The 26787-nt window shown below is 70.3% G+C and carries 18 protein-coding genes and 1 pseudogene; 13 read left to right on the top strand and 6 right to left on the bottom strand.

Translation table 11 applies throughout. The annotated features are described in order from the left end of the window. Nucleotides 1-24: 24 nt before the first annotated feature. The 3 genes from AB0I77_RS22025 to AB0I77_RS22015 form a co-directional block, all read right to left on the bottom strand. Complete coding sequence (locus AB0I77_RS22025; protein ID WP_363284345.1) at nucleotides 25-1266, bottom strand: phosphodiester glycosidase family protein; 1242 nt, start codon at nucleotides 1264-1266, stop codon at nucleotides 25-27. Between the two features lie 75 nt (nucleotides 1267-1341). Further along, nucleotides 1342-1740, bottom strand: a complete 399-nt coding sequence (locus AB0I77_RS22020; protein WP_363284530.1) for a DUF779 domain-containing protein — start codon at nucleotides 1738-1740, stop codon at nucleotides 1342-1344. Nucleotides 1741-1790: 50 nt separating this feature from the next. Beyond that, nucleotides 1791-7019 carry a family 43 glycosylhydrolase gene (locus AB0I77_RS22015; RefSeq protein ID WP_363284344.1) on the bottom strand — a complete coding sequence of 1743 codons (5229 nt, stop codon included), beginning with the start codon at nucleotides 7017-7019 and terminating at the stop codon, nucleotides 1791-1793. A 244-nt stretch (nucleotides 7020-7263) separates the two neighbouring features. On the opposite strand from AB0I77_RS22015, the gene AB0I77_RS22010 reads away from it, so the two are divergent. Next, complete coding sequence (locus AB0I77_RS22010) at nucleotides 7264-8775, top strand: MFS transporter (RefSeq protein WP_363284343.1); 1512 nt, start codon at nucleotides 7264-7266, stop codon at nucleotides 8773-8775. 110 nt (nucleotides 8776-8885) lie between these two features. Here the strand turns inward: AB0I77_RS22010 and AB0I77_RS22005 are convergent, their stop codons facing one another. Further along, nucleotides 8886-10007 carry a glycosyl hydrolase 53 family protein gene (locus AB0I77_RS22005; protein WP_363284342.1) on the bottom strand — a complete coding sequence of 374 codons (1122 nt, stop codon included), beginning with the start codon at nucleotides 10005-10007 and terminating at the stop codon, nucleotides 8886-8888. A 245-nt stretch (nucleotides 10008-10252) separates the two neighbouring features. Between AB0I77_RS22005 and AB0I77_RS22000 the strand changes: the two genes are divergently transcribed. The 9 genes from AB0I77_RS22000 to AB0I77_RS21960 all read left to right on the top strand — a co-directional run bounded on the left by AB0I77_RS22000 (nucleotide 10253) and on the right by AB0I77_RS21960 (nucleotide 22184). Further along, nucleotides 10253-11620, top strand: a complete 1368-nt coding sequence (locus AB0I77_RS22000; protein ID WP_363284341.1) for an amidohydrolase — start codon at nucleotides 10253-10255, stop codon at nucleotides 11618-11620. Next, entirely contained in the window at nucleotides 11610-12650 is a 1041-nt protein-coding gene (locus tag AB0I77_RS21995) for a LacI family DNA-binding transcriptional regulator (RefSeq protein WP_363284340.1), read from the top strand. Before AB0I77_RS22000 ends, AB0I77_RS21995 begins: the two co-directional genes overlap by 11 nt. A gap of 78 nt (nucleotides 12651-12728) precedes the next feature. Further along, nucleotides 12729-13478 carry a glutamine amidotransferase gene (locus tag AB0I77_RS21990; protein WP_363284339.1) on the top strand — a complete coding sequence of 250 codons (750 nt, stop codon included), beginning with the start codon at nucleotides 12729-12731 and terminating at the stop codon, nucleotides 13476-13478. An 11-nt stretch (nucleotides 13479-13489) separates the two neighbouring features. Continuing rightward, on the top strand, nucleotides 13490-14218 hold the full coding sequence (deoD, locus tag AB0I77_RS21985; RefSeq protein ID WP_363284337.1) for a purine-nucleoside phosphorylase: 729 nt from the start codon (nucleotides 13490-13492) through the stop codon (nucleotides 14216-14218). A 151-nt stretch (nucleotides 14219-14369) separates the two neighbouring features. After that, a complete protein-coding gene (locus AB0I77_RS21980) occupies nucleotides 14370-15425 on the top strand; it encodes a BMP family ABC transporter substrate-binding protein (protein WP_363284336.1) in 1056 nt (351 codons plus the stop codon). A gap of 16 nt (nucleotides 15426-15441) precedes the next feature. Next, nucleotides 15442-17046 (top strand): ABC transporter ATP-binding protein, encoded by a 1605-nt coding sequence (locus AB0I77_RS21975; protein WP_363284335.1) that lies wholly within the window; start codon nucleotides 15442-15444, stop codon nucleotides 17044-17046. Next, nucleotides 17043-18167: an ABC transporter permease gene (locus tag AB0I77_RS21970; RefSeq protein WP_363284334.1), complete on the top strand. Its 1125-nt coding sequence runs from the start codon at nucleotides 17043-17045 to the stop codon at nucleotides 18165-18167. The genes AB0I77_RS21975 and AB0I77_RS21970 overlap by 4 nt, the downstream gene beginning before the upstream one ends. Further along, nucleotides 18164-19099 (top strand): ABC transporter permease, encoded by a 936-nt coding sequence (locus AB0I77_RS21965; RefSeq protein WP_363284332.1) that lies wholly within the window; start codon nucleotides 18164-18166, stop codon nucleotides 19097-19099. Before AB0I77_RS21970 ends, AB0I77_RS21965 begins: the two co-directional genes overlap by 4 nt. A 97-nt stretch (nucleotides 19100-19196) precedes the next feature. After that, nucleotides 19197-22184 carry an esterase-like activity of phytase family protein gene (locus tag AB0I77_RS21960; RefSeq protein WP_363284331.1) on the top strand — a complete coding sequence of 996 codons (2988 nt, stop codon included), beginning with the start codon at nucleotides 19197-19199 and terminating at the stop codon, nucleotides 22182-22184. A 14-nt stretch (nucleotides 22185-22198) separates the two neighbouring features. On the opposite strand, the gene AB0I77_RS21955 is transcribed toward AB0I77_RS21960, so the two are convergent. Continuing rightward, nucleotides 22199-22762, bottom strand: a complete 564-nt coding sequence (locus AB0I77_RS21955) for a GNAT family N-acetyltransferase (RefSeq protein WP_363284330.1) — start codon at nucleotides 22760-22762, stop codon at nucleotides 22199-22201. A gap of 92 nt (nucleotides 22763-22854) precedes the next feature. Beyond that, nucleotides 22855-23280 (bottom strand): hypothetical protein, encoded by a 426-nt coding sequence (locus tag AB0I77_RS21950; protein WP_363284328.1) that lies wholly within the window; start codon nucleotides 23278-23280, stop codon nucleotides 22855-22857. A 271-nt stretch (nucleotides 23281-23551) separates the two neighbouring features. Between AB0I77_RS21950 and AB0I77_RS21945 the strand changes: the two genes are divergently transcribed. The 3 genes and pseudogenes from AB0I77_RS21945 to AB0I77_RS21935 all read left to right on the top strand — a co-directional run. Continuing rightward, complete coding sequence (locus AB0I77_RS21945) at nucleotides 23552-25387, top strand: asparagine synthetase B (protein ID WP_363284326.1); 1836 nt, start codon at nucleotides 23552-23554, stop codon at nucleotides 25385-25387. Between the two features lie 69 nt (nucleotides 25388-25456). Next, the gene (locus AB0I77_RS21940; RefSeq protein WP_363284325.1) at nucleotides 25457-26521 is read left to right on the top strand and encodes a cysteine synthase family protein; all 1065 of its coding nucleotides are present in this window, start codon (nucleotides 25457-25459) and stop codon (nucleotides 26519-26521) included. Continuing rightward, nucleotides 26515-26658 (top strand): annotated as a pseudogene (locus tag AB0I77_RS21935) (aminopeptidase P family N-terminal domain-containing protein); the annotation flags it as partial. The gene AB0I77_RS21940 and the pseudogene AB0I77_RS21935, both read left to right, overlap by 7 nt. Nucleotides 26659-26787: the final 129 nt, after the last annotated feature.

Below are 26787 nucleotides of genomic sequence, written 5' to 3'. Positions count from 1 at the left end.
TGGTGCGCACGGGGATCACAGGACTCATGGGGCCGAGAAGATCCCGATGCCGTTCGGGACCGGGCGTTCCTCGCCGTCCGAGGGGTGGTTGCGCACGGATACGGCGCTCGCACCCGGCTCCCGGGCGACCAGGGTCGTCGACCCGCCGCCGTCCAGACTGAAGGCGTCGGCCGAACCCAACTCCCGCATGACATCCGCTACTTCGGCGATCGTCAGGCCGGTGCGGTACTCGGGCGCGCCGTCCAGCGCGAGCAGCAGCAGGCGCCGCCCGCCGTCCGCGATGCCCACGGCGGTCCGCACGGCCGAGGTGGTGTCGTCCAGGCCGGGCAGCGGCTGCCCGCCGGTGAGGACCGGGTACCCGCCGAGCGCGAAGCGGTACGGGATCCGGGACGCGGCCGCCACCAGGCGGTGCCGCACGCTCACCCGCTCGCCCGTGAAGAACTTCCGCAGTTGCCACGCGCCCGCCTCCCGGCCGACGAGCACCGTGGTGCCCGGCGGGATCGGGCCGCTGCCCGGGGTGTCGGCGCTCGACACGACCCGGCCGCGGCGGACCGTCACCTCGTACGTGTCCGTGCTGCACGGGGCCGCCCGGTCGGTGTCGGTGCCGCAGGTGGCGCGGACCCGCGACGCGCTGCCCCACCGCGCGGTGAACGCCCCGATGGACCCGAGCGGCAGCGCGTACTGGTTGAGCCCGCCGAGCGGCAGCCGTCCCTCGGGTGTGCGGATCGAGCCGTCGAGCGCCAGGTCGTCCAGCCGGGCCCGGCGGTCGACGCCCACGCCGATCACGTCCTCGGTGCTGGTGCCGGGCGGCAGCGCGGGACCGAAGCGCTGGCCGTTCGGCACCGCCGCCTTGAGGACACGGCCCTTCGCGATCGCCGGACCCACGCTCGCCCCCGTGGCCTCGACGCCCGGGTGCTGGGTCTCGGTGATGTTGAAGAAGTCGCCGTTCACGCCCGCCACGGCACCGGCCGCGTCGGCTATGCCGGACACGGGGGCCCGCGCGGCCACCGCCCCGGGATGCAGCAGGTCGAGGCGTACATGGGAATCGCGCAGGTCGACGCTCAGCACATGGGCGTGTGCCACCCCGTCGGCCGCCGGGATGTCGAACTGCTCGTAGGCGACACCTGGCGCGATCTCGGTCCCGCCCCCCGGGACGGCGTCGGCCGGTGCCGCCCCGAACAGGGCCGCACCGGCCAGGGTGCCGAATGCCGCGAGTAACGTCAGTGCCGTTCTGCAAGCCGCGAACCGTCGTTGACGATGCGTCACGCTCTCCCCTGAGGTCTCGTCATCCGTCCCGGAACTCAGGGGAAGTGCACCAGACGACACCGACTGTCGAGGTGTCTATGCGCCGACGACCCGCGAACGGATGAGAAAACGCACCCCCTCGGGGGCCTCCAGCGAGAAGCCGCTGCCCCGCCCCTCGACGACGTCGACGATCAGCCGGGTGTGGCTCCACACCTCGTACTGGCTCCGCGACATCCAGAACGTCACCGGCTCCTCGACCCCCGCCACGACCAGCTCCGCCAGCAGCACGTCGGAGCCGCCGGTGCGGAACTCGCCCGCCAGGTAGCACATGGGCGCGCTGCCGTCGCAGCAGCCGCCGGACTGGTGGAACATCAGCGGCCCGTGCGCCTCGCGCAGCCGGCGCACCAGCCCGGCCGCCGCTGGGGTGAGCTCGACGCGCGGGACCTCGTCGTACGCGGCGGGTAGGGATGCCTCGGACGTGGTTTCCTCCGACATGGTCACCGAGTTCAGCACGCGGAAGGTTGCGAGCACGTTGCACCCACTCCTCACGCGCTCCGTGGAGCCTGACCCCCGGTGAGACCCCCGACGGTGATGAAACCCGTGCTCCGCACTCCGCTGCCGTTGTCGTAGACCACGCTCCCGGTGGACTTCTTCCAGATCTCGATGCGGAAAGTGTCCGGGCCGTCCGTCGCGGTGACGCGGAAGCCGTATCCGCCGGTGCCGTCGACCGTCCCCGAGCCCTGGAAGACGGCCGTCGAACCGGTGACCACGAGCCAGTCGGCGCCGGTGGAACGGAACTTCAGGCGACCTGCCCCGAAGTCGAAGGCGGCCTTCGCGGACGGGACGGTCGAGTTCTTCCCGTAGCCGGCGACGAAGGAGAAGACCGCCTTGCCGGTCAGCCCCGGCCGGGCGGGTTGGGCTCCGGCCGGCGAGGTGATGACCCCGGTACCGGCCGTGGGGCCGGCGGCGCGGTCGTAGGCGATCAGCTCGGGGAGTGTCGTACGGTCCGAGGCGCCGTCGTCGTCGGTCACCGTGACCACCGGTCGGCGGATGCCCGCCGTGGTGTAGGTGTGGGCGGCCTCGCAGCCGGAGGCGGTGACGGTGCCGCCCGTCGGCTCGGTGCCGTCCTTCCAGTCGACCTCGCAGGTGTGGGTGTCACCGGTGCCGGGGTCGGCGAACGCGGCGGTGACGACCGTACGGTGGCCGACCGCGACGGGTGACTTCGGGCCGGCGGCGGAGGTGATCGCCGGGGCCGCGTTGTCGACGGTGACCGTGGCGCTGTCCCTGCTGCGGCCGCCGGTGAGGGTGACCTGGTAGGTGCCGTCGTCGGTGCAGGTGATCGTGGTCGCGGCTGCCCCGGGGTTCTCGATGGTGCAGGGCGCTCCCTCTTCCACCCTCCACTGCGGACTGCCCGCACCGGAGACGGTGCCGGTGAGCCGGATCGCGGCGCCCTCGGTGCCGCGGGCGTCGGCGCCCGCGTGGACGACGGTGACCGGGTCGATGCTCGTCAGCGTCGGGACGACCTTCTTGATCAGGCCGTCGGAGTCGAACTCCAGCTTGTCGACGGTGGTTTCGCGGTGGGTGCCGTCACCGCCCGGGATGGCGAAACGGTGGTAGGCGATGTACCAGTCGTCGGTGTTCGGGACCTGGACCACGGAGTGGTGGCCCGGACCCTTGATGCCCAGCGAGAGGTCCTTCTCCAGGATCACGCCCCGCTTGGTCCACGGGCCGGTGGGGGAGGGGCCCGTGGCGTAGGCGACGCGGTAGTTCTCGTCCCGGGTGTCGTTCTCCGACCACATGAAGTAGTAGGTGCCCTCGCGCTTGATGACGAAGGAGCCCTCGTTGTAGCCGCTCGGGGTCATGTCCTTGATCTTCGAGGCGTCGAAGGACGTCATGTCGTCGTTCAGCGGGACGACGTAGGCCCGGCCGTTGCCGAAGTGCAGGTACGACGTGCCGTCGTCGTCCGTGAAGACCGCCGGGTCGATCATCTGGCCGGTCAACTGGCCCGCCTTGAGCAGCGGTCGGCCGAGCGGGTCCTTGAACGGGCCGGTGGGCGAGTCGGACACCGCGACGCCGATGTTCGCGTCGGCGCTGAAGTAGAAGTAGTACTTCCCGTTCTTCTCGGCGATCGTCGGCGCCCAGGCCCTGCTGTCCGCCCAGGAGACGTCCGGCCCCAGGTCGAGGATCACGCCGTGGTCCTTCCAGTGGACCAGGTCGGTGGAGGAGTACGCCTTGAACTGCGTACCGCTCCAGCCCTCGAAGCCGTCGGTGGTCGGGTAGATGAAGAAGGTGTCCCCGAAGCGGACGATGTTCGGGTCGGCGTTGAGCCCTGGCAGGACCGGGCTCTTCATGATCAGTGCCCTCACCGTCCAGCCGCGCTTCTTGCCGTCGGAGCCCGTCACCTCGTACGTCACCGGCTTGCTGAAGTCCTGGACGCTGCCGGAGGCGGGGCTGATCGTCGCGCCCCGGGCGAGGGTGAACTCCGGTGCCTGTGCGGTGAGATCGGTGCCCTCCCGCATCGGCAGCGTGATCTCGCCGGCGGAGTTGTCGATGATCGCGTCGACCTTCAGCGCGGGGTGCGTCGCCTTGGCGATGCCCGCGGTGTTGCCGCTGAGCTCCATGATCTCCGCGGCCGGCAGGGCCCGGTCGTAGACGCGGAAGTCGTCGACCTCGCCGCCGAAGTACGGGTCGGCCGAGTACAGGGACCTGCCGATGTAGCCGCTGTGGTCCTTGTTCGCGTCGTACAGCTCGGACGGCTTGACGGTGGTCGTCGTCCGGGCCGCCTCGACGCCGTCGAGGTAGAGGACCATCGTGCCGGTCGAGCCGTCGAGGGTGACCGTGACGTGCCGCCACTCGCCGGGCGTGAGCTGCGAGCCGGCCGTCAGTTTCGACTCGGCCGACCAACTGGCCTTGGTGATCGCGGAGTAGAGGCTGTTGCCTCCGTTGGACGGGGTGGCGAAGAGATACTTGTCGCTGTCGGGACCGAGCCCGAACAGCCACTGGAAGCTGTCGCCGCCCTTCCACTTGGCGTACGTCGAGACGGTGACGCTGTCGGTGTCCTTGAGTACGCCGTTCGGGATCTTGACGTACGGCGAGGAGGTGGAGCTCCCGGACATCTTGAACGAGCCGCCGTGCACGCCGGTGCCGAAGTCGGGCGTACGGACATAGGTGCCGTGGTAGCCGTGCCCGCTGGAGTCGCGGGCGATGCTGCCGCCGGTCTCGTCGAAGTCGTAGCGCAGGAGCAGGTCGGCCGGGACCTCGGGGCCCTCGGGCGAGACCGTGACCTCGGCCTTGAGCGTGGTGCCGTCCGGCAGGCCGCCGGTCACCGTGAAGGCACCGGCCTGCGCGTACTGGGATGCCGGTACGTCCGCCCAGGTGACGGAGACGGGACGCTTCAGGCCGTCCGCGTACGTGGCGACGACCGTGGCCGGCAGCACCGGCGCGTCACCGATGCGCGTCTCGACCTCGATGTCCTCGACGCTCTCCACGAGCTGGTCGGGCTGATAGGCGCGCAGCAGCCGGTCGTACTCGGCCTGGGTGACCGGCAGGACGGTGCCGTGGCGGGGCTTGGCGGGCAGGTCGTAGCCGGTGGACGGGGTCCAGACGCCGGAGTCGAGGTCGGTCGTCTCGAAGGGGAGGTAGCCGCGGCCGCCGAACTCGTCGAGGAACGCGTACCACTTCTCCTCGGTGTTGGACTTGAACACCAGCGGTCCCTCGGCGGCGCTCATCGCGCCCTTGCCGATGCCCTCGGCGACCGCGCTCCAGGACGTGTCCAGGAGCGAGTCGCTCTTCTCCTCGAAGATGAACTTGCTGTTGGGCGTCGAGGAGGTGTTGTTCCGCTCGTCCTTCGACAGACGGAAGTACGTTCCGTCGTGCTGGACCACCGTGGAGTCGATCACCGAGTAGCCGCGGTCGATCCACACCTTGGGCTCGCTGAAGGTGTGGAAGTCGCGGGTCGTCGCGTACATCATGCGGTTGTACGTGTCGCCCGAGTGCGCCTCGTTGTCGTACAGCTTCGAGGCCCAGAAGACGACGTACTCGCCGCGCTGTTCGTCGTAGAACGCCTCGGGCGCCCAGGTGTTGCCCGCGCTGTCGGGGGAGACCTGCACCAGGCGCTGGTCGGTCCAGTGGACGAGGTCGGTGGACTCCCAGACCATGATCGACTTGCTGCCGGTGCGCTGGGAGGCGTCCCAGTCGCCGTTGCCGTAGATCCTCAGGTCGGTGGCGATCTGGTAGAACTTGTCGCCCTCCGGGGAGCGGATGATGAACGGGTCGCGCAGGCCCCGCTCGCCGAGCGTGGACGTCAGGACGGGCTTGCCGTCGTTCAACTCCCGCCATTTCAGCGGGTCGTTGCCCTTGCTGAGGGCGGTGTAGAGCTGCTCGCCGTCCGTGGTGCCCTCGCCGGTGAAGTAGCTGAACATATAGCCCTTGAGGGGCGCCTGGGCGGGGAGCTCGGGGACCTTGGCGGTCAGCACGCGGGTGGCCTTCGCCTCGCCCTTGGTGACCGTGGCCGTGAGTTCGACGGTGGTGGCGCCGTCGCCGTGCGCGGGACGGCGGACCGTGCCGTCGGCGGCGACGACCTCCGGCTTCGCGGAGGACCAGGTGACGCGCGTGCCGTAGGCGCCGTCCGTGGGCAGGGTGAGGTTGCCGCGCACGTCGTCGAGGTTGTGGACGGTGAGCGCCTCGGCGGCCTGCCGGGTGGCGGTCTCGTCGTCGAAGGCGGCGCGGACCGTGACGTCGAAGGTCTTGGTGTCGGTCACGGCGCCCTTCTTCAAGGTGGCCGTGAGCGTGACGCGGGCGTCCGGTTCACCGGCGGCGGGGCGGGTCACCTTGCCGGTTTCCGACACCACGGCGGGGTCGTCGCTCGCCCAGCTGATCGCGGAACCGCCGGCGGTGCCGGTCCTCGGCAGGTTCAGGTCGGCCGTGACACCGCTGGTGTCGCCGAGGGCGAGGGCGGCCTTGTCGTCGGCGACGCCCTGGGTGGCGACGGGAAGGGCGAGCTGCTCGACCTCGGCGCCGGCGAGCGCCCGGTCGTACACCCTGAAGTCGCGCATCCGGCCCTTGAACAGCTTGTCGCCCGCGTACACGGACTTGCCGATGTAGTTGGCGGTGGTGGTGCCGGAGCCGATGGCGCCGGGGGTGATGGTGACCGCGGTGTTGCGGGCCACCTCCACGCCGTCCTCGTACAGGACGCCGGTGGTGCCGGTCTGGGTGTAGGTGATGTGCTTCCACACCGAGCGGGTCAGGTTGTGGGCGTCGGAGGGCCTGGTGGTCTGCTCCGTCGACCAGTTGCCGGTGGCTATGGAGGTGCGGAAGGTGTTGCCGGTGGTGAACAGATAGCCGTTGCCGTTGCTCCCGCTGGAGTTGCCGAAGCCGTAGAGGAAGTACGGGGTGGTCTGGGCGGAGTCGATCAGCACGTCCGTCGAGACGGTGATCGCGTCCATGCCCTTCATGACGTCGTCCGGCACCTTGACGGCGGTGTCGGAACCGTTGAAGCCGAGCCCCTGACGGGTGTCCGACCAGTCAGCGGTGCCGCCCACCGTGCCGGTCCGGCCGTTGCCGGAGGCGTCGGTGACGGTGCTGCCCGACGCCGCGTCGAGCTTGTACCAGAGGGCCAGGCCGTCGGTGATGTCCGCGACCTCGGCCGCCTGCGCGGGAGCCGCGGTCCCGACCAGCCCCATGAGCAGTGACGCGGCGGTCAGCGTGGCCAGGCGGCCCGCCCGGCCTCTCGCCCGGCGTCTCGCGCGGCTGCGAAGTCGTGCGACGTACGTCATCTCGGCCCGCCATTTCAGCTGTGTGACGTTGTGTTGCGAGAGTGTCAACCGGTGCGTGACGGGGCGTCAAGGGTTTTCGAACGATGTCCGACAGGTCGAACGAACGCGGGTTGGCCATTTCTCGTCCATGGGGCGCCCTCAATCGAAACGTTTGCGTTTCGCTCGCGGAGGGCTTAGAGTCTGGTGTACGAAACCGTTTCGTTTCACGCGTTCGTAACCTGATCTACGACTGGAGTACGTCCCCATGGCTCAGACAGCAGCAGCACCGGACACCGTGGCGCTCGGGAAGACCGGCGATCGAACCGAGGAGGCCGGGTCCCGTCACAGATGGTGGATTCTCGCCATGATCGGGCTCGCTCAGCTCATGGTCGTGCTGGACGCGACCATCGTGAACATCGCCCTGCCGTCCGCCCAGGCCGACCTCGGCTTCTCCGACGGCAACCGGACCTGGATCGTCACCGCCTACTCACTCGCCTTCGGCAGCCTGCTGCTGCTCGGCGGCCGGATAGCCGACCTCTTCGGCCGCAAGCCCGCCTTCCTGGTGGGCGTCGGCGGCTTCGCGGTCGCCTCGGCCGTGGCCGGTGCCGCCACCAGCTTCGAGATGCTCGTCGCGGGCCGCGCCCTGCAGGGTCTGTTCGGCGCACTGCTCGCTCCCGCCGCGCTCTCCCTGCTGACCACCACCTTCACCGACCCCAAGGAACGCGCCAAGGCCTTCGGCATCTTCGGCGCCATCGCCGGCTCCGGCGCGGCCGTCGGTCTGCTGCTCGGCGGTGTCCTCACCGAGTACATGGACTGGCGCTGGACCCTCTTCGTCAACCTGATCATCGCCGTGCCCGTCCTCATCGGCGGCTGGACGCTGCTGAGGAGCACCGGCCGCGACCGGAGTGCCAAGCTCGACCTCCCCGGTACCGTCCTGGTCACCACCGGCCTCTTCAGCATCGTCTACGGCTTCTCCAACGCCGAGTCGCACGACTGGAGCTCGCCGCTGTCCTGGGGCTTCCTCGCCACCGGTGCCGTACTGCTGACGGCCTTCACCTGGTGGCAGACCAGGGCCTCGCACCCGTTGCTGCCGCTGCGCGTACTCCTGGACCGTGACCGTGGCGCGTCCTTCGTCGCCATGCTGATCTCGGCTGCCGGAATGTTCGGTGTGTTCCTGTTCCTCACCTACTACCTCCAGCTCAGCCTCGGCTTCTCCGCCGTCCAGACGGGTCTGGCCTTCCTCCCGATGGTCGGCGCCCTCATGGTGAGCGCCACCATGTCCACCAGCGTCCTGATCCCGCGCATCGGGCCGAAGATCGTGGTCCCGCTCGGCATGGTCCTCGGAGCCGTCGGCATGGTCTGGCTGACCGCCCTCGGACTGGACAGCACCTACGCGGCCAACGTCCTGCCCCCGCTGCTGGTCACCGGCCTGGGCATCGGCCTGATCATGGCCCCGGCCATGAGTCTGGCCACCAGCGGTGTGGCCGCCGACGACTCCGGAGTCGCCTCGGCCTCCGTCAACACGATGCAGCAGATCGGCGGTTCCATCGGCACGGCGCTGCTCAACACGCTCGCCGCCAGCGCCGCCACGTCGTACCTGGTCGGCAAGAACCCCACCGACAAGCTCGTCCAGGCCCAGGCCGCACTGGAGTCCTACTCCGCCGCCTACTGGTGGTCGGCCGGCTTCTTCGCGGTCGGCGCCCTGCTCACGGTGCTGCTCTACCGGCGCGGCGTCCCGGCGGTCGACGCGGAGGCCGCCCCCACGGTCCACATGTGAGCGGCATGTGGTGATCCGCGCCCTCCTGTGGGGACGGGGCGGGCACGGGTGACGGGCCCGGTGCTTTCGAGCACCGGGCCCGTGGTCTTGGTCGCTATGGCGCTACGGCGCTACGGCGTCCACTTGACGTTCGGGTTCACCTGCCCGGTCCAGTTGAAGATGGCCATGTTGTCCCAGCCGTTTCCGCTGTTGTTGATGTCGGCCGGGTCCCATCCGTTGCCCTTGACCGCGTACCAGGTCGGCTCCCAGTAAAAGACACCGATCGCGCCGGCGTTGCGAGCCGTGTTCTGTACGGCGGTGAAGTTGTCGGCCTGACCCTGCCAGGTGAGCGGGTAGCCCGAGCAGCCGGAGGTGATCGAGTTGCTGGTGCTGTCCGCGTTCGCCGAGGTGAAGGGGTAGGCCGTCTCGGCGATGATCACGTTCTTGCCGTACCGGGACTTCATGTCGGACACCACGCTGCCCATGTTGGCCAGCGTGCCGTGCCACGGGCAGTAGTAGGACAGCCCGGTGATGTCCCAGTTGACGCCCTTCGCCTTGATGCCGTCGTAGAACCAGCGCGCGTGCGCGTCGCTGTCCGAGTTGGCCGTGTGGATGATCACCTGAGTGCTGCTGTTGCACGCCTTGGTCGCGTTGTAACCCGACTTGAGGAGCAGGCTGAGGTTGGTGAAGTCGTTGTTGACCACCTTGCCGTCGTCCCACAGCATGCCGACGTTGATCTCGTTGCCGATCTGCACGCTGTCCGGGGTGGTGCCCTGGGACTTGAGGCTGTTGCAGACGTCGTACGTGTAGTCGTAGACATCCGTCTGCAGCTGGTTGATGCCGTGACTGGACCAGGCCCTGGGCTTGTACTGCTTGCCCGGGTCGGCCCAGGTGTCGGAGTAGTGGAAGTCGACCAGCAGCTTGAGGCCCTTGGCCTTGACCTGCTTCGCGTACGCCAGCACCTTGGCCTTGTTGTTGTAGCCGCTGGCCGGGTTGTTCCAGACGCGCAGGCGGACGTAGTTCACCCCGGCGCCCTTGAGGATGTCGAGCGGGTCCCTGGCGGTACCGCTCGCGTCGTAGTACTTGGCACCCAGGTCAAGGGCTCGTTGGGCGGTGGAGACGTCGGCGCCGAGCATGCTGAGCGAGTTCGCGGCAGAGGCGCTGGTGGGCATGGTGAGCAGGGACGCGGGCAGGGCGAGGGCTGCCATGAGCAGGGCTGCCTTCACGGTGCGGCCTGGACCGGTCACGGTCATCCCGACCTCCTATTTGATCGAGACGTGGCGAAAGTCGAAGCCCTGAGGCCTGACATGCGCATGTAGGGGATCCTGTGATCGTTCACAGTAAGAGAGGTGACAGTGGCTGTAAATACATGTGTCAGCTGTATTTCATGCAGCTGAGAGGCTTGGTGGCCGGGTCAACGGATTGGGTACGTGCACAGACCCGGACGAAGACGCGTCATCGGTTGTGCAAAACGTTTTGGATATCTAGCTTGTGCGCCATGAGCGACAGAACGCCTCCCCCGACCCGGCGGCTCCTGGTGAGCGGCTGCGATGTGCTGCGGGTCCCGCCGCGGGGCGAGTGCGAGGTTCTGCCGGCGCAGGACATCGTGGTGGCGGACGGCGTCATCGAGGACGTACGACCGACCGGCGGCCCCTTCGGCCCGGGCCCCGCGGCCGACGTGATCGACGGGCGTGGGCTGCTGGCCGTTCCCGGCCTGGTCAACGCGCACACACACAGCCCCATGGTGCTGATGCGCGGTGCGGCCGAGGACGTGACGGTCGAGGGCTGGTTCAACGACCGTGTCTGGCCGATGGAGTCCAACCTCACCCCCGCCGACGTACGGGCCGGGGCCAGGCTCGCCTGTGCCGAGATGATCCGCTCCGGTGTCACCACCTTCGCCGACCACTACTTCTTCCCCGAGCAGATCGCCGAGGCGGTCACCGAGACCGGACTGCGGGCCGACATCGCGCCCACGTACTTCAGCAGCCGGGGCCAGGAAGCCCTGGAGGACACGGTGAGGTTCGCGGAGGCCTGGCACGGCGGTGCCGACGGCCGGGTGACCGTCTCGCTCGGGCCGCACGCCCCGTACACGGTCGACGACGGCGACCTGCGGACCCTCGCCGGGCACGCCCGGCGCCTCGGCCTGCGGATGCACATCCACGCCGCCGAGCACCTGGAGCAGACGCACTCCAGCCTGGACCGGCGCGGTATCACGCCGATCCGGGTGCTGCACGAGACGGGTGTGCTGGAGGCCGGGGCGCTGATCGCGCACGGCTGCGGGATCGTCGAGGACGACCTGCCGCTGCTCGCCGAGTACGCGGGCACGACCGCCGTGGCCTGCTGCCCCAAGGTGTACCTCAAGCACGCGCTGTCCCCGCTCACCCCGGTGCGGGAGTTGCTCGGCGCCGGAGTCACGGTGGCGGTCGGCACGGACGGCGCCGCCGGCCACAACACGCTCGACGTGTGGGAGGCCCTGCGGCTGGTCGCGCTCACACAGAAGCAGGCCGTGCGGGACGCCACCTGGATGACCGTCTCCGACACCCTGCGCCTGGCCATGCGCGGCGGAGCCCGAGCCCTCGGCCTGGAGAAGGAGATCGGTGCGCTGGAGCCGGGCATGCGGGCCGACATCGTCCTGACCGACCTGTCGGGGCTGCACTGCCGTCCGCTGCACGATCCACGCGCCGCGCTGGTCTACAGCGCCCGCGCCAGTGATGTACGGACGGTCGTCGTCGACGGCCGGGTCCTGATGCGCGACGGCCGGCTGCTCACCGTGGACGAGCCCGCGCTGCTGGCCGAGGCCGACACCCGGGTGGCCCGGATCCTCGACACCTCCCACGGCGGGGCGGTGCAGCACTATGACCCCTGAGCCGTACCAGCGGGCGGCGGTCCGGCGCCCCGCGTCCATCAAGGACGTGGCCGCGGCGGCAGGCGTCAGCGCCACCACCGTCTCCCACGTCCTCAGCGGCAACCGGCCGGTCAACGAGCACACCGCCGCCCGCGTCCGCAGCGTCGTCAACCGGCTCGGCTATGTCCCGGCCTCGCTGGCCCGCAGCCTCCAGGCCGGTGCCACCTCGGTGATCGGCCTGCTGATCCCGGACATCAGCAACACCTTCTTCGCCGAACTCGCCAAGGGCGCCGAGGACGCCGCCCACGACCTCGGCTACGGCCTGATCCTGTGCAACACCGAGTTCGACGCCGACCGCGAGGACCGCTACCTCGGCATGATCCGCAGCCGGTTCATCGACGGCATGGTGTACGCCTCGGGGTCCGCGCCGTCCCGGCGGCGGCTGGAGGCCCTGATGGGCAAGTTCCCCATCGCGCTCGCCGACGAGGAGGTCGAGGGCCTCGAAGGCGCCCTCATCGCCACCGCCGACCACGAGGCGGGCGGGCGGCTGGTGGGGGAGCACCTCCGGGCGCTCGGCCACCGACGGGCCCTCATGCTGACCGGCCCGCGCGCCCTGAAGAGCAGCAACGCCCGGGCGAACGGTTTCGTCGGGGCCTTCCGGGGCGAGGTCGTCGAACGCGTCGGCGACTTCAAGGAGAGCTCCGGATACGGCCTCGTCGCGGGGCTCCTTGAGGAAGGCGGTCTCCCCGAGGACTGCACGGCCGTCTTCGCGGCCAACGACCTGATGGCCTTCGGCGCCCTCCTGGCGCTGAGGGAGGCGGGGCTGTCGGTGCCGGACGACGTCTCGGTGGTCGGCTTCGACGACATCCGGGCGGCCTCGCTGGCGCACCCGCCCCTGACCACCGTCCACCAGCCGGCCTACGACGTGGGCCGCACCGCGACCGCGCAACTCCTCCAGTACGTCACCCGGGGCGAGGTCCCGCCCGCCTCCCGGCACACCCTTCCCGTCGAACTCAAGGTCCGCGGCAGCACGGCACCCGCCGCCCGCTGACCCTCTCCTGACCTCAACCGCCGTAGCGCGGCACGGAGTTGCCGTGCCGATACCCCCTGCCACGAAAGGTGGTTCGCCATGCCCAGAGTGCTCGTTGTCGGCGAGTCCTGGTTCACCTACACGGTCCACCAGAAAGGCTTCGACGCCTTCCACAGCTCCGAGTACACCGAGGGCGGAGGCGCCTTCCTCGACGCGCTCCGCTCGCGCGGCCACGACGTGACCTACGTCCCCTCGCACGAGATACCGACCCGGGTCCCGGCCACCGCCGACGGCTTCGACGCGTACGACGTCGTCGTCATCAGCGACGTGGGCGCCAACAGCTTCCAGCTCCCGCCCGAGACCTTCACCCGCTCCGTGCCCTCGCCCGACCGGTCCGAGCTGGTGCGCGGCTTCGTGGAGCGGGGCGGCGGGGTGCTGATGATCGGCGGCTACCTGACCTTCAGCGGTATCGACGCCCGCGCGCGATGGGGGCGCTCCCCGCTCGCCGCCGCCCTGCCGGTGACGATGCTGGACCGCGACGACCGGGTGGAACTCCCGGCCGGTGCCGTCCCCGAAGTGGTGGGCGAGCACGCGGTCGTACGGGGGCTGGAGCGGTCCTGGCCCGCGCTGCTCGGCCTCAACGAGGTCACGGCGAGACCGGAGGCGTCGCTGCTGGCCGAGTGCGCCGGGCACCCCCTGCTCGTCGTCGGCCGGCACGGCGCGGGCAGATCCGCGGCGTTCACCTCCGACGTGGCACCGCACTGGGCGCCGCCGCCGTTCCTGGCCTGGGAGGGATACGCCGAGCTGTGGGACCGGCTGGTGCGCTGGCTCGCCGGAGCGGGACTGTGACGCCCGGGCAGGTGAGCACGTCCGTCACCGGCACACCCCATATCGCGGCTCGGCCGGGCGACTTCGCGCCGCTGGTGCTGATGCCGGGGGATCCGCAGCGGGCCCGGCGCATCGCCCAGACGTTCCTTGAGGACGCGCGGCAGGTCACCGACGTACGCGGCATCCTCGGCTACACCGGCAGCCACCGGGGCGTGCCGATGTCGGTCCTCGCCTCCGGTATGGGCATCCCGTCCGTGACGATCTACGCGACGGAGCTGTTCCGCCACTACGGCGTGCGCAGGATCGTCCGGGTCGGCACCGCCGGCGCGATCCCGGCCTCGGTTGCCGTACGGGACGTGGTGATCGCCTCCGCGGCGCACACCGACTCCAGCCTCAGCCGCCTCCTGGTCGACGGCCTCACCCTCTCCCTCGCCCCCTCCTACCGGCTGCTGCGTGCCGCCGCGGACGCCGCCGAGCGAGAGCCCGCCGACGTGCACATCGGACCGGTCTTCAGCAGCGACCACTTCTACCTCGACCGCCCCGCCCTCTTCGACGCCCTGGAGCGCCGGGGCACGCTCGCGGTCGAGATGGAGGCGGCGGGACTGTACGCCGTGGCCTGCGCCGAGGGCGGCGAGGCCCTCGCCGTGCTGACCGTCTCCGACCACCTGCGCACCGGTGACGCCCTCACCGCCGAGGAACGCGAGAGCGACTTCGACCGGACGCTGCGCATCGCCGCGACCGCGTTGCTGACCGATGTCTGAAATTCCCTCACCGGAAATCAAACCGAAACCGGGCAACGTAGCCAAAACGTTTTGCACTTTCTACTGTCAACGCAGCCGCTCACTCAGCAACGAAATGATCAGGAGATCGATGATGCGATACGGAAGAAGTGCCGCCATCGCGGTGACAGGCATGCTCGCACTGAGCGCGTGCGGAGGATCCGGTGGCGGGGACGATTCCGGAGCGGCATCCTCCGGCAAGCCGCGCATCAAATTGGTGATCAATGGCGGGCTGGGCGACAAGTCGTTCTTCGATTCCGCCTACGCGGGCCTGCAGCGGGCCTCGAAGGACCTCGGCTACCAGCTCAAGGTGGTGGAGCTCGGCTCCGACCGCACCAAGTGGGAGCCCGGCTTCGAGGACGCGGCCTCGGCCGACGACTACGACATCCTCGCCTCCGGCACCTTCGACGTCACCGACTACATCGGCAAACTCGCCCCGGAATTCCCGGACAAGAAGTTCTGGGTCTTCGACGCCCCGGTCGACTACAGCGGCAAGAACGGCGCCTGTTCCAACAAGTGCGAGAACGTCTACTCCGTCACCTTCAAGCAGAACGAGGGCGCTTATCTCGCGGGATTCCTGGCCGAGAAGCTGGTGGCCGCGAAAGCCCTCGAGGGAACCGAATCCCAGAAGAAGGTCGGCGTCATGGGCGGCGTGAAGATCCCGTTGATCGAGGACTTCGTCGTCGGCTTCAAGTCGGGCTTCACGGCCGCCGGCGGAAAGAACTCCGATGTCCTCGTGCAGTACGTGGGCGGCGACAAGCCGTTCGGCGACCCGGCCAAGGGCAAGGAGATCAGCACCGCCATGTACGGCCAGGGCGCCGCGCTGGTGTGGCCGGTCGCCGGGCTCTCCGGGCTCGGCACCTTCGAGTCGGCCGTCAGCGCCAAGCGGTACGCGTTCGGCGTCGACTCCGACCAGTACCAGACCCTCACCGACCAGGCGCAGAAGAACACCGTCGTCACCTCCATCCTCAAGAACGTCGGCAACGCCCTGTACGAGGCAGCACAGAAGGACCAGAAGGACACCCTGAAGTACGGCGCCGTCTCCACCGTCGGCCTCGCCGAGGACGCCGTCGGCTATGTGAACGACGACCACTTCAAGGAGTTGGTGCCCGAGCAGATACGCACCCAGGTCCAGGAAGCCGCCGACCAGGTCAAGTCCGGCTCCGTCACGGTGCCCAGCGCCCTCTAGTCGAACGGCCTTGATGATGAACGAGCCATGGGGCAAGGACGGACCGGCCGTCGCCGCCCGCCAGGTCACCAAGACCTACGCCAACGGGGTGCGCGCGGTCCGCACCGTGGACCTGGCGGTCCCGCCGGGCGAGATCCGCGCGGTCGTCGGTGAGAACGGCGCGGGCAAGTCCACGCTGATGAAGATGTTCTACGGCCTCGAACAGCCCAGCGCGGGCGAGATCCTGGTCGGCGGACGGCCCCGGGTGCTGCGGGGCCCGGCCTCGGCGATCGCCCTCGGCGTGGGCATGGTGCACCAGAACCTCATGCTGGTGCCGTCCTTCACCGTCGCCCAGAACGTCGTCCTCGGCGTGGAACCGGGCCGCCGCGGCCTGGTCGACCCGAAGGCGGCCGTGGAGCGGACCGCCCGGCTCGCGGAGCAGTCCGGACTCGTCGTCGACCCCAGGGCACGCGTCGACGAGGTGTCGGTCGGGATGCGCCAGCGCACCGAGATCCTCAAGGCACTTCACCGACAGGCACGCGTACTGATCCTCGACGAGCCCACCGCCGTGCTCACCCCGCAGGAGACCGAGGACCTGTTCGCCGCCGTGCGCCGGCTCCGCGACGGCGGGATGACCGTGCTGTTCATCTCGCACAAACTGCGCGAGGTACGGGAGATCAGCGACCAGGTCAGCGTGATGCGCGCCGGCTCCCTGGTCGCGACGGTCGCCACCGCCGACGCCACCGAACGGTCGCTCGCCTCCATGATGGTCGGCCGGGACATGTCCCTGGACGTGGACCGTTCCCCAGCCCGCCCCTCTGAGACCACCCTGCGGGTACGCAGCCTCGGCCACGAGGCCCCGACCGGCCAGTCCCTGCACGACCTCGACTTCGATGTGGCCGCCGGGGAGATCGTCGGCGTGGCCGGCATCGAGGGCAACGGCCAGAGCGAACTCGCCGAAATCCTGGCCGGGTTGCGCCGCCCCACCGCGGGCACGGTCCACATCGACGGCACCGACACGGCCGGTCTCGACGTGGCAGGACACCGCAGGGCCGGCATCGGCTACGTACCCGAGGACCGGCTGCACAACGGCGCCGCCCTCGACGCGTCCATCGCCGACAACCTCGTCGTCGACCGCCACGACCGACCGCCCCTCGCCCGCCGTGGCGTCCTGCACCCGGGTGCCGTACGCGCCCACGCCGAGCGACTGATCGACGAATACGCCATCCGCACGCCCGACCCGTCGGTCCCGGTGAGCGCACTGTCCGGCGGCAACATGCAGAAGGTGATCGTCGCCCGCGAACTCTCCGCCGGACCACGGCTGTTGATCGCCTCGCAGGTCACCCGCGGGGTGGACATCGGCGCGATGCGGTTCATGTACGAGCGTCTGGTCGCCGCGCGCGACACCGGCGCCGCCGTCCTGCTGATCTCCGCCGACCTCACCGAACTCCTCGCCCTCTCCGACCGGTTGCTCGTCCTCAAGGACGGCCGCCTGGTCGCCCGCTTCGACGACACGACCGGCCTCACCGAGAAGCGGGTCGGGCTCTACATGCTCGGTGTGGAGCAGCACGACCGCGACCGGCTCACGGCCGGCCTGGACGACCTCACGACCGGCCCAGAAGACCTGGGGGAGACCCCGTGACCACCACCACCCCCATGACGGCGATCGAGACCGAGGACCGCCGCCAGTACCGAGCCACCCGGCGCCGCGACTTCGCCGTCGACCTCAGCATGGCCCTGGCCACCATCCTGGCCGCCCTGGCCATCGGCTTCCTCGTCATGCTCGCCACCGGCAACGACCCGATCCGCGCCTACGAGGTGATGCTCACCGGCCCGCTCGAACGCTCCTTCCGCGTGGGCCGCTGGCTGGAGGACGCCACCACCCTCACCCTGCTCGGGCTGTCGGTCGCGATCCCCTTCCGCGCGCGGCAGATCAGCCTCGGCGCCGAGAGCCAGGTCTACGCCGGTGCGCTCGCGGCCGCGACCGTGGCGATCTTCCTGCCGCTGCCGCCCGTCGTCGCCGTGATCGTGCCGATGGCCGCGGCCGCCGCCGCGGGCGCCGGAATGGGCCTGATTCCGGGATCGATGAAGGCCCGCCTCGGCGCCAACGAGATCGTGGCGACCCTGATGCTCAACGCCATCGTCGTGCGCGTCTACGACTACCTGGTCAACGGCCCGCTCAAGGAGTCCGGCAGCAGCGCCGTGCACTCGAAGAACATCCAACAGGACTCCGCGCTCACGCCGCTGAGCGACTGGTTCGGCATCCCGCTGGGCCGGGCCAACATCGGTCTCGGGGTCATGCTGCTGACCGCCGTCGCCCTGTGGCTGCTCATCACCCGCACCCCGCTCGGCTACCGCATCCGGATGACCGGGGCCAACCCCGACTTCGCGGCGTACGGCGGCATCCGCGTGCCCCGCGTCATCGAGTGGAGCTTCGTCATCGGCGGCGCCGTCGCGGGCCTCGCCGGAGCCCATCTCGTCCAGGGCGTGTACGGGCGCCTCGAACCCGGCCTCGCCGGAAGCCTCGCCTTCGAAGGGATCGTGGTCGCGTTGCTGGCCAGGAACAACCCGCTGGTCGTCGTGGTCGCCGGACTCTTCTACTCCTACCTGCGCGCCGGGGGCGACATCATGGAACAGCAGACGGACGTCGGCACCGAGATCGTGGTCGTCATCCAGGCGGTCATCGTGCTGCTGGTCACCGCCCAGGCCCTGCCGAACCTGCTCAAGCGGCGGATCGCGCGCAGGCAGGCGGGTGTCCGATGAGTTCCGTGCTCGACGTCGTCCTCAGCAGCGCCTTCCTGGCCGCCGCGCTGCGGATCGCCACGCCGTACCTGCTCGCCGCGTTCGGCGGACTGGTCGCCGAACGCGCCGGCATCAGCAACATCGCCCTGGAAGGCCAGATGCTGAGCGCGGCCTGCACCGGTGCGCTCGTCGCCGGATACAGCGGCTCCGTCGCCGTGGGCGCGCTGTGCGGAGTCGCGGTGGCGACACTGCTGGGCCTGCTGCTCGCCGCCCTCCGCCTGGAACTGGGCGCCGACGCGATCATCGCGGGCATCGGCCTCAACCTGCTCGCCTCCGGCGGCACCGCCTACGCCGTCTACAGCCTCCTCGACGACAAGGGCGGCACCTCCGGCCTGAAGAGCGGCAGCCTGCCGACGGTCACGCTGCCGGGCGTCGAGAACGTGCCGGTGGTCGGCGATGTGCTGAGCGGCCAGAACCTGGTCACCTGGCTGGCCTTCCTGGCCGCGCCGTTCGTCGCCTGGCTGTTCTACCGCACCCGCTTCGGCTTCCACCTGCGGGCGGTCGGCGAGATGCCCGCCGCCGCCGAGTCGGTCGGCATCGCCGTACGGCGCGTGCAGTACACCGGACTCGCCCTCAGCGGGGCCCTCGCCGGACTCGCCGGGGTCTTCCTCAGCATGGGCTACGTCTCCTTCTTCGTACGGGACATGACGGCCGGCCGTGGCTTCATCGCCCTCGCCGCCGTGTTCCTCGGCGGCCTGCGGCCCTGGGGCGTCTTCCTCGCCGCGCTCGGCTTCGGAGCGGCGGAGGCACTGGCCGTGCAGCTCGGTTCGCTCGACGTACCGCCGCAGCTGGTGTCGACGATCCCGTACGCGATGACGCTGGTCGCGCTCGCCCTGTACGCGTGGCGCCGCAAGCGCCGGGGCCGTGCCGTGCCGGCCGCCGCCTCACTCTGACGCCTCGACAGCACCTCTCTTCCCTCAGCCGCAGAGCTCTCTTGCAGACGGCCGGCCATGCCCGCACGCCCGTCCGCCTCCCCTTGGAAGGACACCCATGCGCCACAGATCCCCAGCGCGCCGCAGACGCGCGCTCCTCGCCTCCCTCGCCGCAGCCGGCCTCCTCGGCACCCTGGCCCTCACCAACGGCTTCGCGGCGGAACCCGGGGCGGAGGCGTCCGCGAAGCCGCAGGACGTGCGGCTCCTCGACACCCTCACGGTGCCCGCCGGTACGACCGAATTCGGCATGCCGTTCGGCGGACTGTCCGGAATCGACTACGACCCGCACTCCGGCGAGTACGTCGCCGTCAGCGACGACCGCTCGGAGAACGGCAAGGCCCGCTTCTACACCCTCCGACTGCCGCTCGACGGGGCGGCGTTCGCCGGTGACAAGCCCGACCTCGACGGCCTGACCGTGCTCGCCGACACCACCGGCGAACCCTTCGCCCCCAAGGCGGTCGACCCCGAGGCCATCCGCTGGAGTCCGGGCGGCAAGAGCCTGCTGTGGACCAGCGAGGGCGCCTCTTCCGCCGGGCAGCCCGCCTTCGTCCGCGAGGCGACCGCCTCCGGCGGGTACGTACGCGAACTGCCGCTGCCCAAGGCGTACGCCCCCGTCCGGTCGGCCTCGGGCACACTCACCGCCGGGGTGCGCAACAACCAGGCCCTGGAAGGGCTCACCCTCTCCCCGGACGGGCGCAAGGTGGTCACCATCACCGAGAACGCCCTCGTCCAGGACGGCCCCGCGGCCGGACTGACCGCAAAGAGCCCCTCCCGCCTCCTGCTGATGGACCGTCAGACGGGGAAGCCGGAGGCCGAGCACGTCTACGAGGTCGACCCGATCTCCGACGCGCCCACCGCCCCCCTGCCCGCCCCGGTCGGCACGTACTCGGCGGACCGGGGAGTCTCCGAGATCCTCGCGATCAACGAGACCGACTACCTCACCGTCGAACGGTCCTTCGCCTCGGGCGTCGGCTTCTCCATCCGCCTCTACTGGACCAGCACCGTCGGCGCGACGGACGTAGGCGGCAAGGAAGCCCTCTCCGGCACCGAGAAGCCCATGCCGAAGAAGCTGCTGTACGACTTCACCACCTCCGGCACCGACGCCGACAACGTCGAGGGCATCACCTGGGGCCCGCGACTGCCCGACGGCTCCCGCTCGCTCGTCCTCGTCGCCGACGACAACTTCGGCTTCAACGGCAGCGTCACGAAGTTCCATCTGCTGTCGGTCCGGCCGGATCTCCTCGCCACCCGCACCCCGGACGTCAACGGCGACGGTGCCGTGGACGCCAAGGACCTGGCGGCGATCCCGACCGCCGGCCCGGCCGGAGACCTCGACGGCAACGGCCGTACGGAATCAGCCGACGTGAAACTCTGGATCTCGTACACCCGCGCCTTCCCCACGACGCCGAAGCCGCCGTCCACCGTCGACGTCCAACTGCTGTCCTTCAACGACTTCCACGGCAACCTGGAGCCGCCCACCGGACGCGACGCCAACCTCGGCTCCAAGCTCGATGCGAAGGCCACGCCGGTCGGCGGCGCGGAATACCTCGCGGCCCGGCTGGGGCAGCTCCGGCAGGGCACCGGCACCTCGCTGACCGTCGCCGCGGGCGACATCATCGGCGCCAGCCCCTTCCTGTCCGGGCTCTTCCACGACGAACCCACCGTCGAATCCATGGAGAAGCTGCACCTGGACGTCACCAGTGTCGGCAACCACGAGTTCGACGAGGGCACCGACGAACTGCTGCGCATGCAGAACGGAGGCTGCCACCCCGAGGACGGCTGCTTCATCAAGGACGAGCCGTACGATGGCGCCGCGTTCCCCTGGCTGGCCGCCAACGTCATCGACCGCGAGTCCGGCAAGCCTCTCCTGGCGCCCACCTGGGTGAAGAAGGCGGACGGGGTGAAGGTCGGCTTCATCGGCATGACGCTGGAGGGCACCCCCGAGGTCACCGGCCAGTCCGGCATCAAGTCCGTACGCTTCCTCGACGAGGTGCGGACCGCCAACGCCGCCGCCCGCGAACTGCGCCGCCAGGGCGTGGAAGCGATCGTCGTGCTGCTGCACGAGGGCGGGGTGCAGGCCGGGTCGTACGGTCAGTGCGACGGCATCTCCGGCCCGATCGTGGACATCGCCAAGAACCTCGACCCGTCGATCGACACCGTGGTGACCGGCCACACCCACCAGCCGTACATCTGCTCCCTGCCCGACCCGGCCGGTCATCCCCGTCTGGTCACCTCGGCCTCGTCGTTCGGCCGGGTGGTCACCGAGACCCGGCTGCCGGTGGACCGCCGTACCGGGGATGTCGTACGGGACCAGGTCGCGGCGATGAACCACCTCGTCACGCGCACCGGCGCCAAGGACGCCGACCAGAGCGCCGTCATCGACAAGTGGAAGGCCCTGTCGGCGCCGCTGGCCAACCGGGTCGTCGGCAGTGTCACCGCCGACATCACCCGTTCCGAGACCCGCGACGCCGAGTCCGACCTGGCGAACCTCGTCGCCGACGCCCAACTCGCCGCCACCTCGGCACCGGAGCGCGGCGGGGCCCAGATCGCCCTGATGAATCCGGGCGGTGTGCGGGCGGACCTGGTGTACGCGTCGTCGACGGGCGGTGAGGCGCCCGGGGAGATCACGTATGCGGAGGCTTTCGCCGTACAGCCCTTCGCCGGGTCCCTGGTCTCCGTCGACCTGACGGGCGCGCAGATCGAGAAGATCCTGGAACAGCAGTTCAACGACTCCGGCACCCGGGCACCCACCCTCATGCTCGGCGTCTCCAAGGGCCTGACGTACTCCTTCTCACGCACTGGCCCGGTCGGCGACCGCATCGACCCGGCGTCGATCACGCTGAACGGCGAACCACTGAAGCCGGACGCCACCTACCGGGTGACCGCGAACACCTTCCTCGCCGCGGGCGGCGACGGATTCACCACCTTCGCCGAGGGCACCGGCACCGTCGGCGGCGGGGACGACATCGCGGCCCTCACCGACTACCTCACCGCCCACAGCCCGGTCGCCCCACCCGGCACCGACCGGGTGACCGAGCTGCCCTGACAGCGCTCGCGGCCCTATGCCGCTCCGCCCGGACCCGGACGAGTCGGCACCTTCGGACGGCTCTGGAGGATTCCGCCCGGCGCCCTCGCGGCGTCGGGCGGAATGCGGAACTCCAGCTCGGGGCGGTCCCACACCACGGCGGGCGGGTTCGCGGACGCGGTCCCGGTGTGCACCGCGCCCACGCTGCGGTAGAAGCCCTCGGCGGGAGGATGCGACACCACCCGGACCCGGTCGAGCCCGGCGGCGCGGGCCTCGGACCTCATGTGCGCGACGAGCAGCCGTCCGATACCGCGTCCCTGTGCTCCGTCGGCGACGAACAGCAGGTCGAGTTCCGGTGGGAAGAGGACGAGCGAGTAGAACCCGAGTACCCGGCTCTCGTGCTCGTCGGCGGCGACGGCCAGGAAGACGCGGTGGGTCTCGATGTAGTCGGGACCCACCCGATAGCCCGCGACCATGGCCGCGTACTGCCCCTCGTAGGCGCGTGAGCCACGCACGAGCCGCGTGAGCCGCTTGGCGTCCCGCGCGACGGCCCGCCGTATGGTGGTCGGCCCGCTCCTGGGCGTAACGCTTGCGTTCATTCAGTGAGTATTACGCACCAGGAAGCACCTCAGCCACACCCGCCCGCACGCCCGCCCGCAGGTCCGGGAGCGGCCCCGATCCTGGAGCGTCGTCACGCCCCGCCGGAGCGTGCCCGCAGGCGCAGCAGCCCCAGGGCGACCAGACCGCAGACGGCGCCCTGTGCGGCGTTGAAGACGAGGATGCCGATCATGCCGGGCACCGGAGGCACCTCCGCGCTGTCCAGGAACGGCTGAAGCGAGAGGTTCAGCAGCAGCGCCAGCACGCCGTAGGCCAGGCCGGCGAACGTCAGCGTCGGCACCGGGCGGGGGAACCGGCGCACCATGGCGGTGGCGATCCACACGACGATGATCAGCGTGGTGAAGATCAACGGGCCCACCGGTTTTTTCAGCGGCCCGTCGTCATACGCCCCCACGATGCTCAGCACGGGGCGGACGAGCGCGAAGACGCCCAGCGCGACGATCGTCACCCAAGGTAGTTCGCGCAGGTCATTCCGGGTCATTGTCTCCTTGATGGCCATGCGCTTGCTCCCCTTTCTGGCGCTCGCTACGAGCGCCGAGTCGGCCGACATCCGGACGGGCCGGAAGGGGCCGCCTTCCCCTCGAATATAGACAGCCTACATGTAGGCAATCAAGATGATCACCGGGTGGCCGCCGCGCGGTCCACCGCTCCAGCGGCCCACGACCCGATTTCGAGACCCCGCCGCAAGCGTGAGGAACCGATCCGGTGCCGGCCCCGTCGGCGGCGGACGACGGTGCGGGGACTACGGACGGACGTCGGAGGGCGAACACATGTCAGGTCTGGTCGGCTGGATCGACTTCTCGCGCAACCTGGTCCTGCAACGGCCGGTGATCACCGCGATGACCGCCTCCCTCGCTCACCGGGGACCGGACGGCGAGCGGGTGTGGACCTCGACCCGGGCGGCCTTCGGGCACCGGGCGCTGTCGGTGGAACCCGGGGACACGCGGCAGCCCGTCGTGACCGAGGCCGACGGCCACACGGTCGTCGTCTGCCTCACCGGCGCCCCCGGTGGGCTCCCCGCACTGCGCGAGCGGCTGCGCGGCGTGGGCCGGCCGGCCGCCCCGGACGCCGGTGCGGCCGAGCTCTTCACCCAGGCGTACCTTCAGTGGCGTACCGACTTCGTGCCGTGGCTCAGCGGCGCGTTCGCCCTCGCCGTCTGGGACGGCCGCACCGAGGAACTGGTGCTTGCCCGGGACCAACTCGGCGGGCAGACGCTCTTCTTCACCGAGACCCCCACCGGCGTGGTCTTCGGCTCGGAGCGCAAGGCCCTGCTGGCCCACCCCGAAGTGCAGCCCGTGGTGCACGCGGCCGGGCTGCGCGAGGTGATCTGCCACGCCGTGCCGACCGGACCGCTGTTCTCCGGTTTCTCCCAGGTGGAGGGCGGCGAGATCGCCGTGTTCGGCCGCTCGGGCTGGACCCGTCGGCAGTACTGGCGGCTGGAGAGCCGCCCGCACACCGACGACCTGCCGACCACCGTGGCCAAGATCAGGGCCATGCTGGAGGACAGCGCCCGGGCCACCACGCCGTCCGACCCCGAGCGGGCGGCCGTCACGCTCTCCGGGGGCGTCGACTCGTCCTGCGTCACGGCGCTGATCGCGGCCGAACTGCGGCGCCGCGACCTGGGCCGGCTGAACACGTACACCATCGACTACGCCTACGACGCCTTCCGCTCGGACGCCATGCGCACCAGCAAGGACGAGCCGTACGCCCGCATGGTCGCCGAGCACGTCGCCGCGCGGCACCACGTGGTGCGGCTCGAAGCGGCCGACATCCTCGATCCGGTCGTCCGCCTGGCCATGCTGCGCGCCAAGGACTGCCCGACCCGCATCTACGACATGGACGCCTGGCAGCAGCTCTTCCTCCAGCGGGTGGCGGCCGACGGGCACAAGGTGGTGTTCACCGGGCTCGGCGCGGACAACGCGTTCCTCGGCGCCACCTGGTGCAACGACCGCGGACTCGTCGAGTCCGGCACCTTCCCGTGGGTCGCCCTGGCCCAGCGGCACGGGGCGCGGAACGGTTTCGGCACGGGGCTCGTCAACAAGGACCTGCTGGCGGGACTCGACCTGCCCACCTACTACGCGGACACCTACGCCACCGCCGTCGCCGACGTCGAGCACCTGCCGGAGGAGGACGACTGGGCCCGCAAGATGCGTACGGTCGCCTACCTGGTGCTGACCCAGTTCCGCGGCGACTCCTCGATCTTCGCGGCCACCGGGCTCCAGGTCCGCTCGCCCGTGAACACCCACGAGCTCCTTCAGTACACGTACAACATCCCGGCCGCCCTGCACCGGCACGGCGACATCGAGAAGGGACTGCTGCGCGAGGCGATCGCCGACCTGCTGCCGCAGGAAGTGGTGCGCAGGCCCCGCAGCGCCACCCCGATCAGCCATGACCCCGGCTACCCGGCGCGGCTCCAGGAGGAGTTCAAGGCGATGCTCGCCGATCCCGAGGCGCCGGCCCGGCCGCTGACGGACCTCGCGGCGGCCACCGAACTCGTCGCCCAGCCGGACCGGTTGGTGAAGGACCGGATGGCCCGCGCGAGCGTCGAACTCATCCTCCAGCTCAACCTGTGGCTGGACCACTACCGGGTGCGGCTCGCCCTGTGACGGGCGGATACGCCGCCCCGCCGACCGGAGGACACCCGTGACGGACACCGAACTCTGCGAGGTCAAACCGTGATCCGAGACAGCCTCCTGGAAACCATCGGGCACACGCCGGTGGTCCGGCTGCCGCGCTGGTCGGTCGGCGGATCGGAGATCCTGATCAAGCTGGAGGGCTGGAACCCCGGCCGCAGCATCAAGGACCGCTCGACGCTGTCGATGGTCACCCACGCCGAACGCGACGGGCTGCTCCGCCCGGGCGGCACCATCATCGAGTCCACTTCGGGCAACGTCGGCAAGGCGCTCGCGCTGATCGGCGTGGTCAGGGGCTACCGGATCGTCCTCGTGACCGACCGCAAGGCACCGCGGTCGATGCTGAGTTACGCCACCGCTCTCGGCGCCGAGATCGAGGTCGTCGACAAACCGGATGCCCAGGGGTCCATGCAGGGCGCCCGCATCCAGCGGGTCAAGGAACTGGTCGCGGACATCCCCGGCTCGTTCTGGCCCGACCAGTACAACAACCCCGCCAACCCGCTCGCGCACGCCGAGACCACCGGCCGCGAACTGCTCGACGACGACCCCGACTTCGACACCCTGGTCACCGTGGTCGGCACCGGCGGACACATCAGCGGCATCTCCGCCACCGTGAAAGGCGCCAGGCCCGAGGTGGTCACCGTCGGAGTGGACGTGATCGGCTCCGCGACCTTCGGCTACCCGCACGGCACCTGGGCCACCCGGGGCATCGGACTCGGCTGGCACCCCGGCTGCCTGGACCGGTCGGTCATCGACCGGGTGCACATGGTCGCCGACCACGAGGGGACGGCCACCTGCCGGCTGCTGGCCCGCACCGAGGGCGTCCTGGTGGGGGAGTCCGCGGGCCTCGCCCTGTTCGGGGCGCTGCACCACGCCCACCACCACCCCGGCAGCCGCATCATCGTGGTCGCGGCGGACGACGGCGCGAACTACCTCGGGGAGACCTTCGACGACGACTGGCTCTGGTCGCGAGGCCTGCTCCAGACCATCGAGGAGGCCGGACTCACCACGCTCGACGCACTGGTCGAGGCCGCCCGCAATCCGGTCAGCCCGGCCGTGCCCGAGGTCCGGGCGGGCAACGACGATCTGCCCGCACCGACATGGTGACCGGCCGGAAGGGAGCATCGATGCCGGCGAACCTGGAGCGGCTGACCGCGCGGATGGACGAACTGGGCCTGGACGCCGTGGTCGCCACCACGTACGAGAACGTGTACTACCTCACCGGTGTCTCGAGCGTGGCACTGGAGGTGTTCCCGCACTCCGGGCAGTTCTACGCCGTGGTCACCCGTGACCGGCCCGGGCACGTGCGCCTGGTCACCTCCCGGTGCGACGCCGATCAGGTGCAGGACGTCCTGCCTCCCGTGGCGTCCGCC

The organism is Streptomyces sp. NPDC050619, from assembly GCF_040654815.1.
Lineage (GTDB): Bacteria > Actinomycetota > Actinomycetes > Streptomycetales > Streptomycetaceae > Streptomyces.
Note: the sequence above shows the minus strand (reverse complement) of the source record. Positions and strands in the feature narration are given on the sequence as shown.

Bases quoted from the DNA above. Each gene is read 5' to 3' on its own strand.
- AB0I77_RS21975 (WP_363284335.1), top strand. From the start codon at position 15,442: ATGAACGAGCCATGGGGCAAGGACGGACCGGCCGTCGCCGCCCGCCAG.
- AB0I77_RS21960 (WP_363284331.1), top strand. From the start codon at position 19,197: ATGCGCCACAGATCCCCAGCGCGCCGCAGACGCGCGCTCCTCGCCTCC.
- AB0I77_RS21955 (WP_363284330.1), bottom strand. From the start codon at position 22,762: ATGAACGCAAGCGTTACGCCCAGGAGCGGGCCGACCACCATACGGCGG.
- AB0I77_RS22020 (WP_363284530.1), bottom strand. From the start codon at position 1,740: ATGTCGGAGGAAACCACGTCCGAGGCATCCCTACCCGCCGCGTACGAC.
- AB0I77_RS22000 (WP_363284341.1), top strand. From the start codon at position 10,253: ATGAGCGACAGAACGCCTCCCCCGACCCGGCGGCTCCTGGTGAGCGGC.
- AB0I77_RS21945 (WP_363284326.1), top strand. From the start codon at position 23,552: ATGTCAGGTCTGGTCGGCTGGATCGACTTCTCGCGCAACCTGGTCCTG.
- AB0I77_RS21995 (WP_363284340.1), top strand. From the start codon at position 11,610: ATGACCCCTGAGCCGTACCAGCGGGCGGCGGTCCGGCGCCCCGCGTCC.
- AB0I77_RS22005 (WP_363284342.1), bottom strand. From the start codon at position 10,007: ATGACCGTGACCGGTCCAGGCCGCACCGTGAAGGCAGCCCTGCTCATG.
- AB0I77_RS21990 (WP_363284339.1), top strand. From the start codon at position 12,729: ATGCCCAGAGTGCTCGTTGTCGGCGAGTCCTGGTTCACCTACACGGTC.
- AB0I77_RS21950 (WP_363284328.1), bottom strand. From the start codon at position 23,280: ATGGCCATCAAGGAGACAATGACCCGGAATGACCTGCGCGAACTACCT.
- AB0I77_RS21980 (WP_363284336.1), top strand. From the start codon at position 14,370: ATGCTCGCACTGAGCGCGTGCGGAGGATCCGGTGGCGGGGACGATTCC.
- AB0I77_RS21965 (WP_363284332.1), top strand. From the start codon at position 18,164: ATGAGTTCCGTGCTCGACGTCGTCCTCAGCAGCGCCTTCCTGGCCGCC.
- AB0I77_RS22010 (WP_363284343.1), top strand. From the start codon at position 7,264: ATGGCTCAGACAGCAGCAGCACCGGACACCGTGGCGCTCGGGAAGACC.
- AB0I77_RS22015 (WP_363284344.1), bottom strand. From the start codon at position 7,019: ATGACGTACGTCGCACGACTTCGCAGCCGCGCGAGACGCCGGGCGAGA.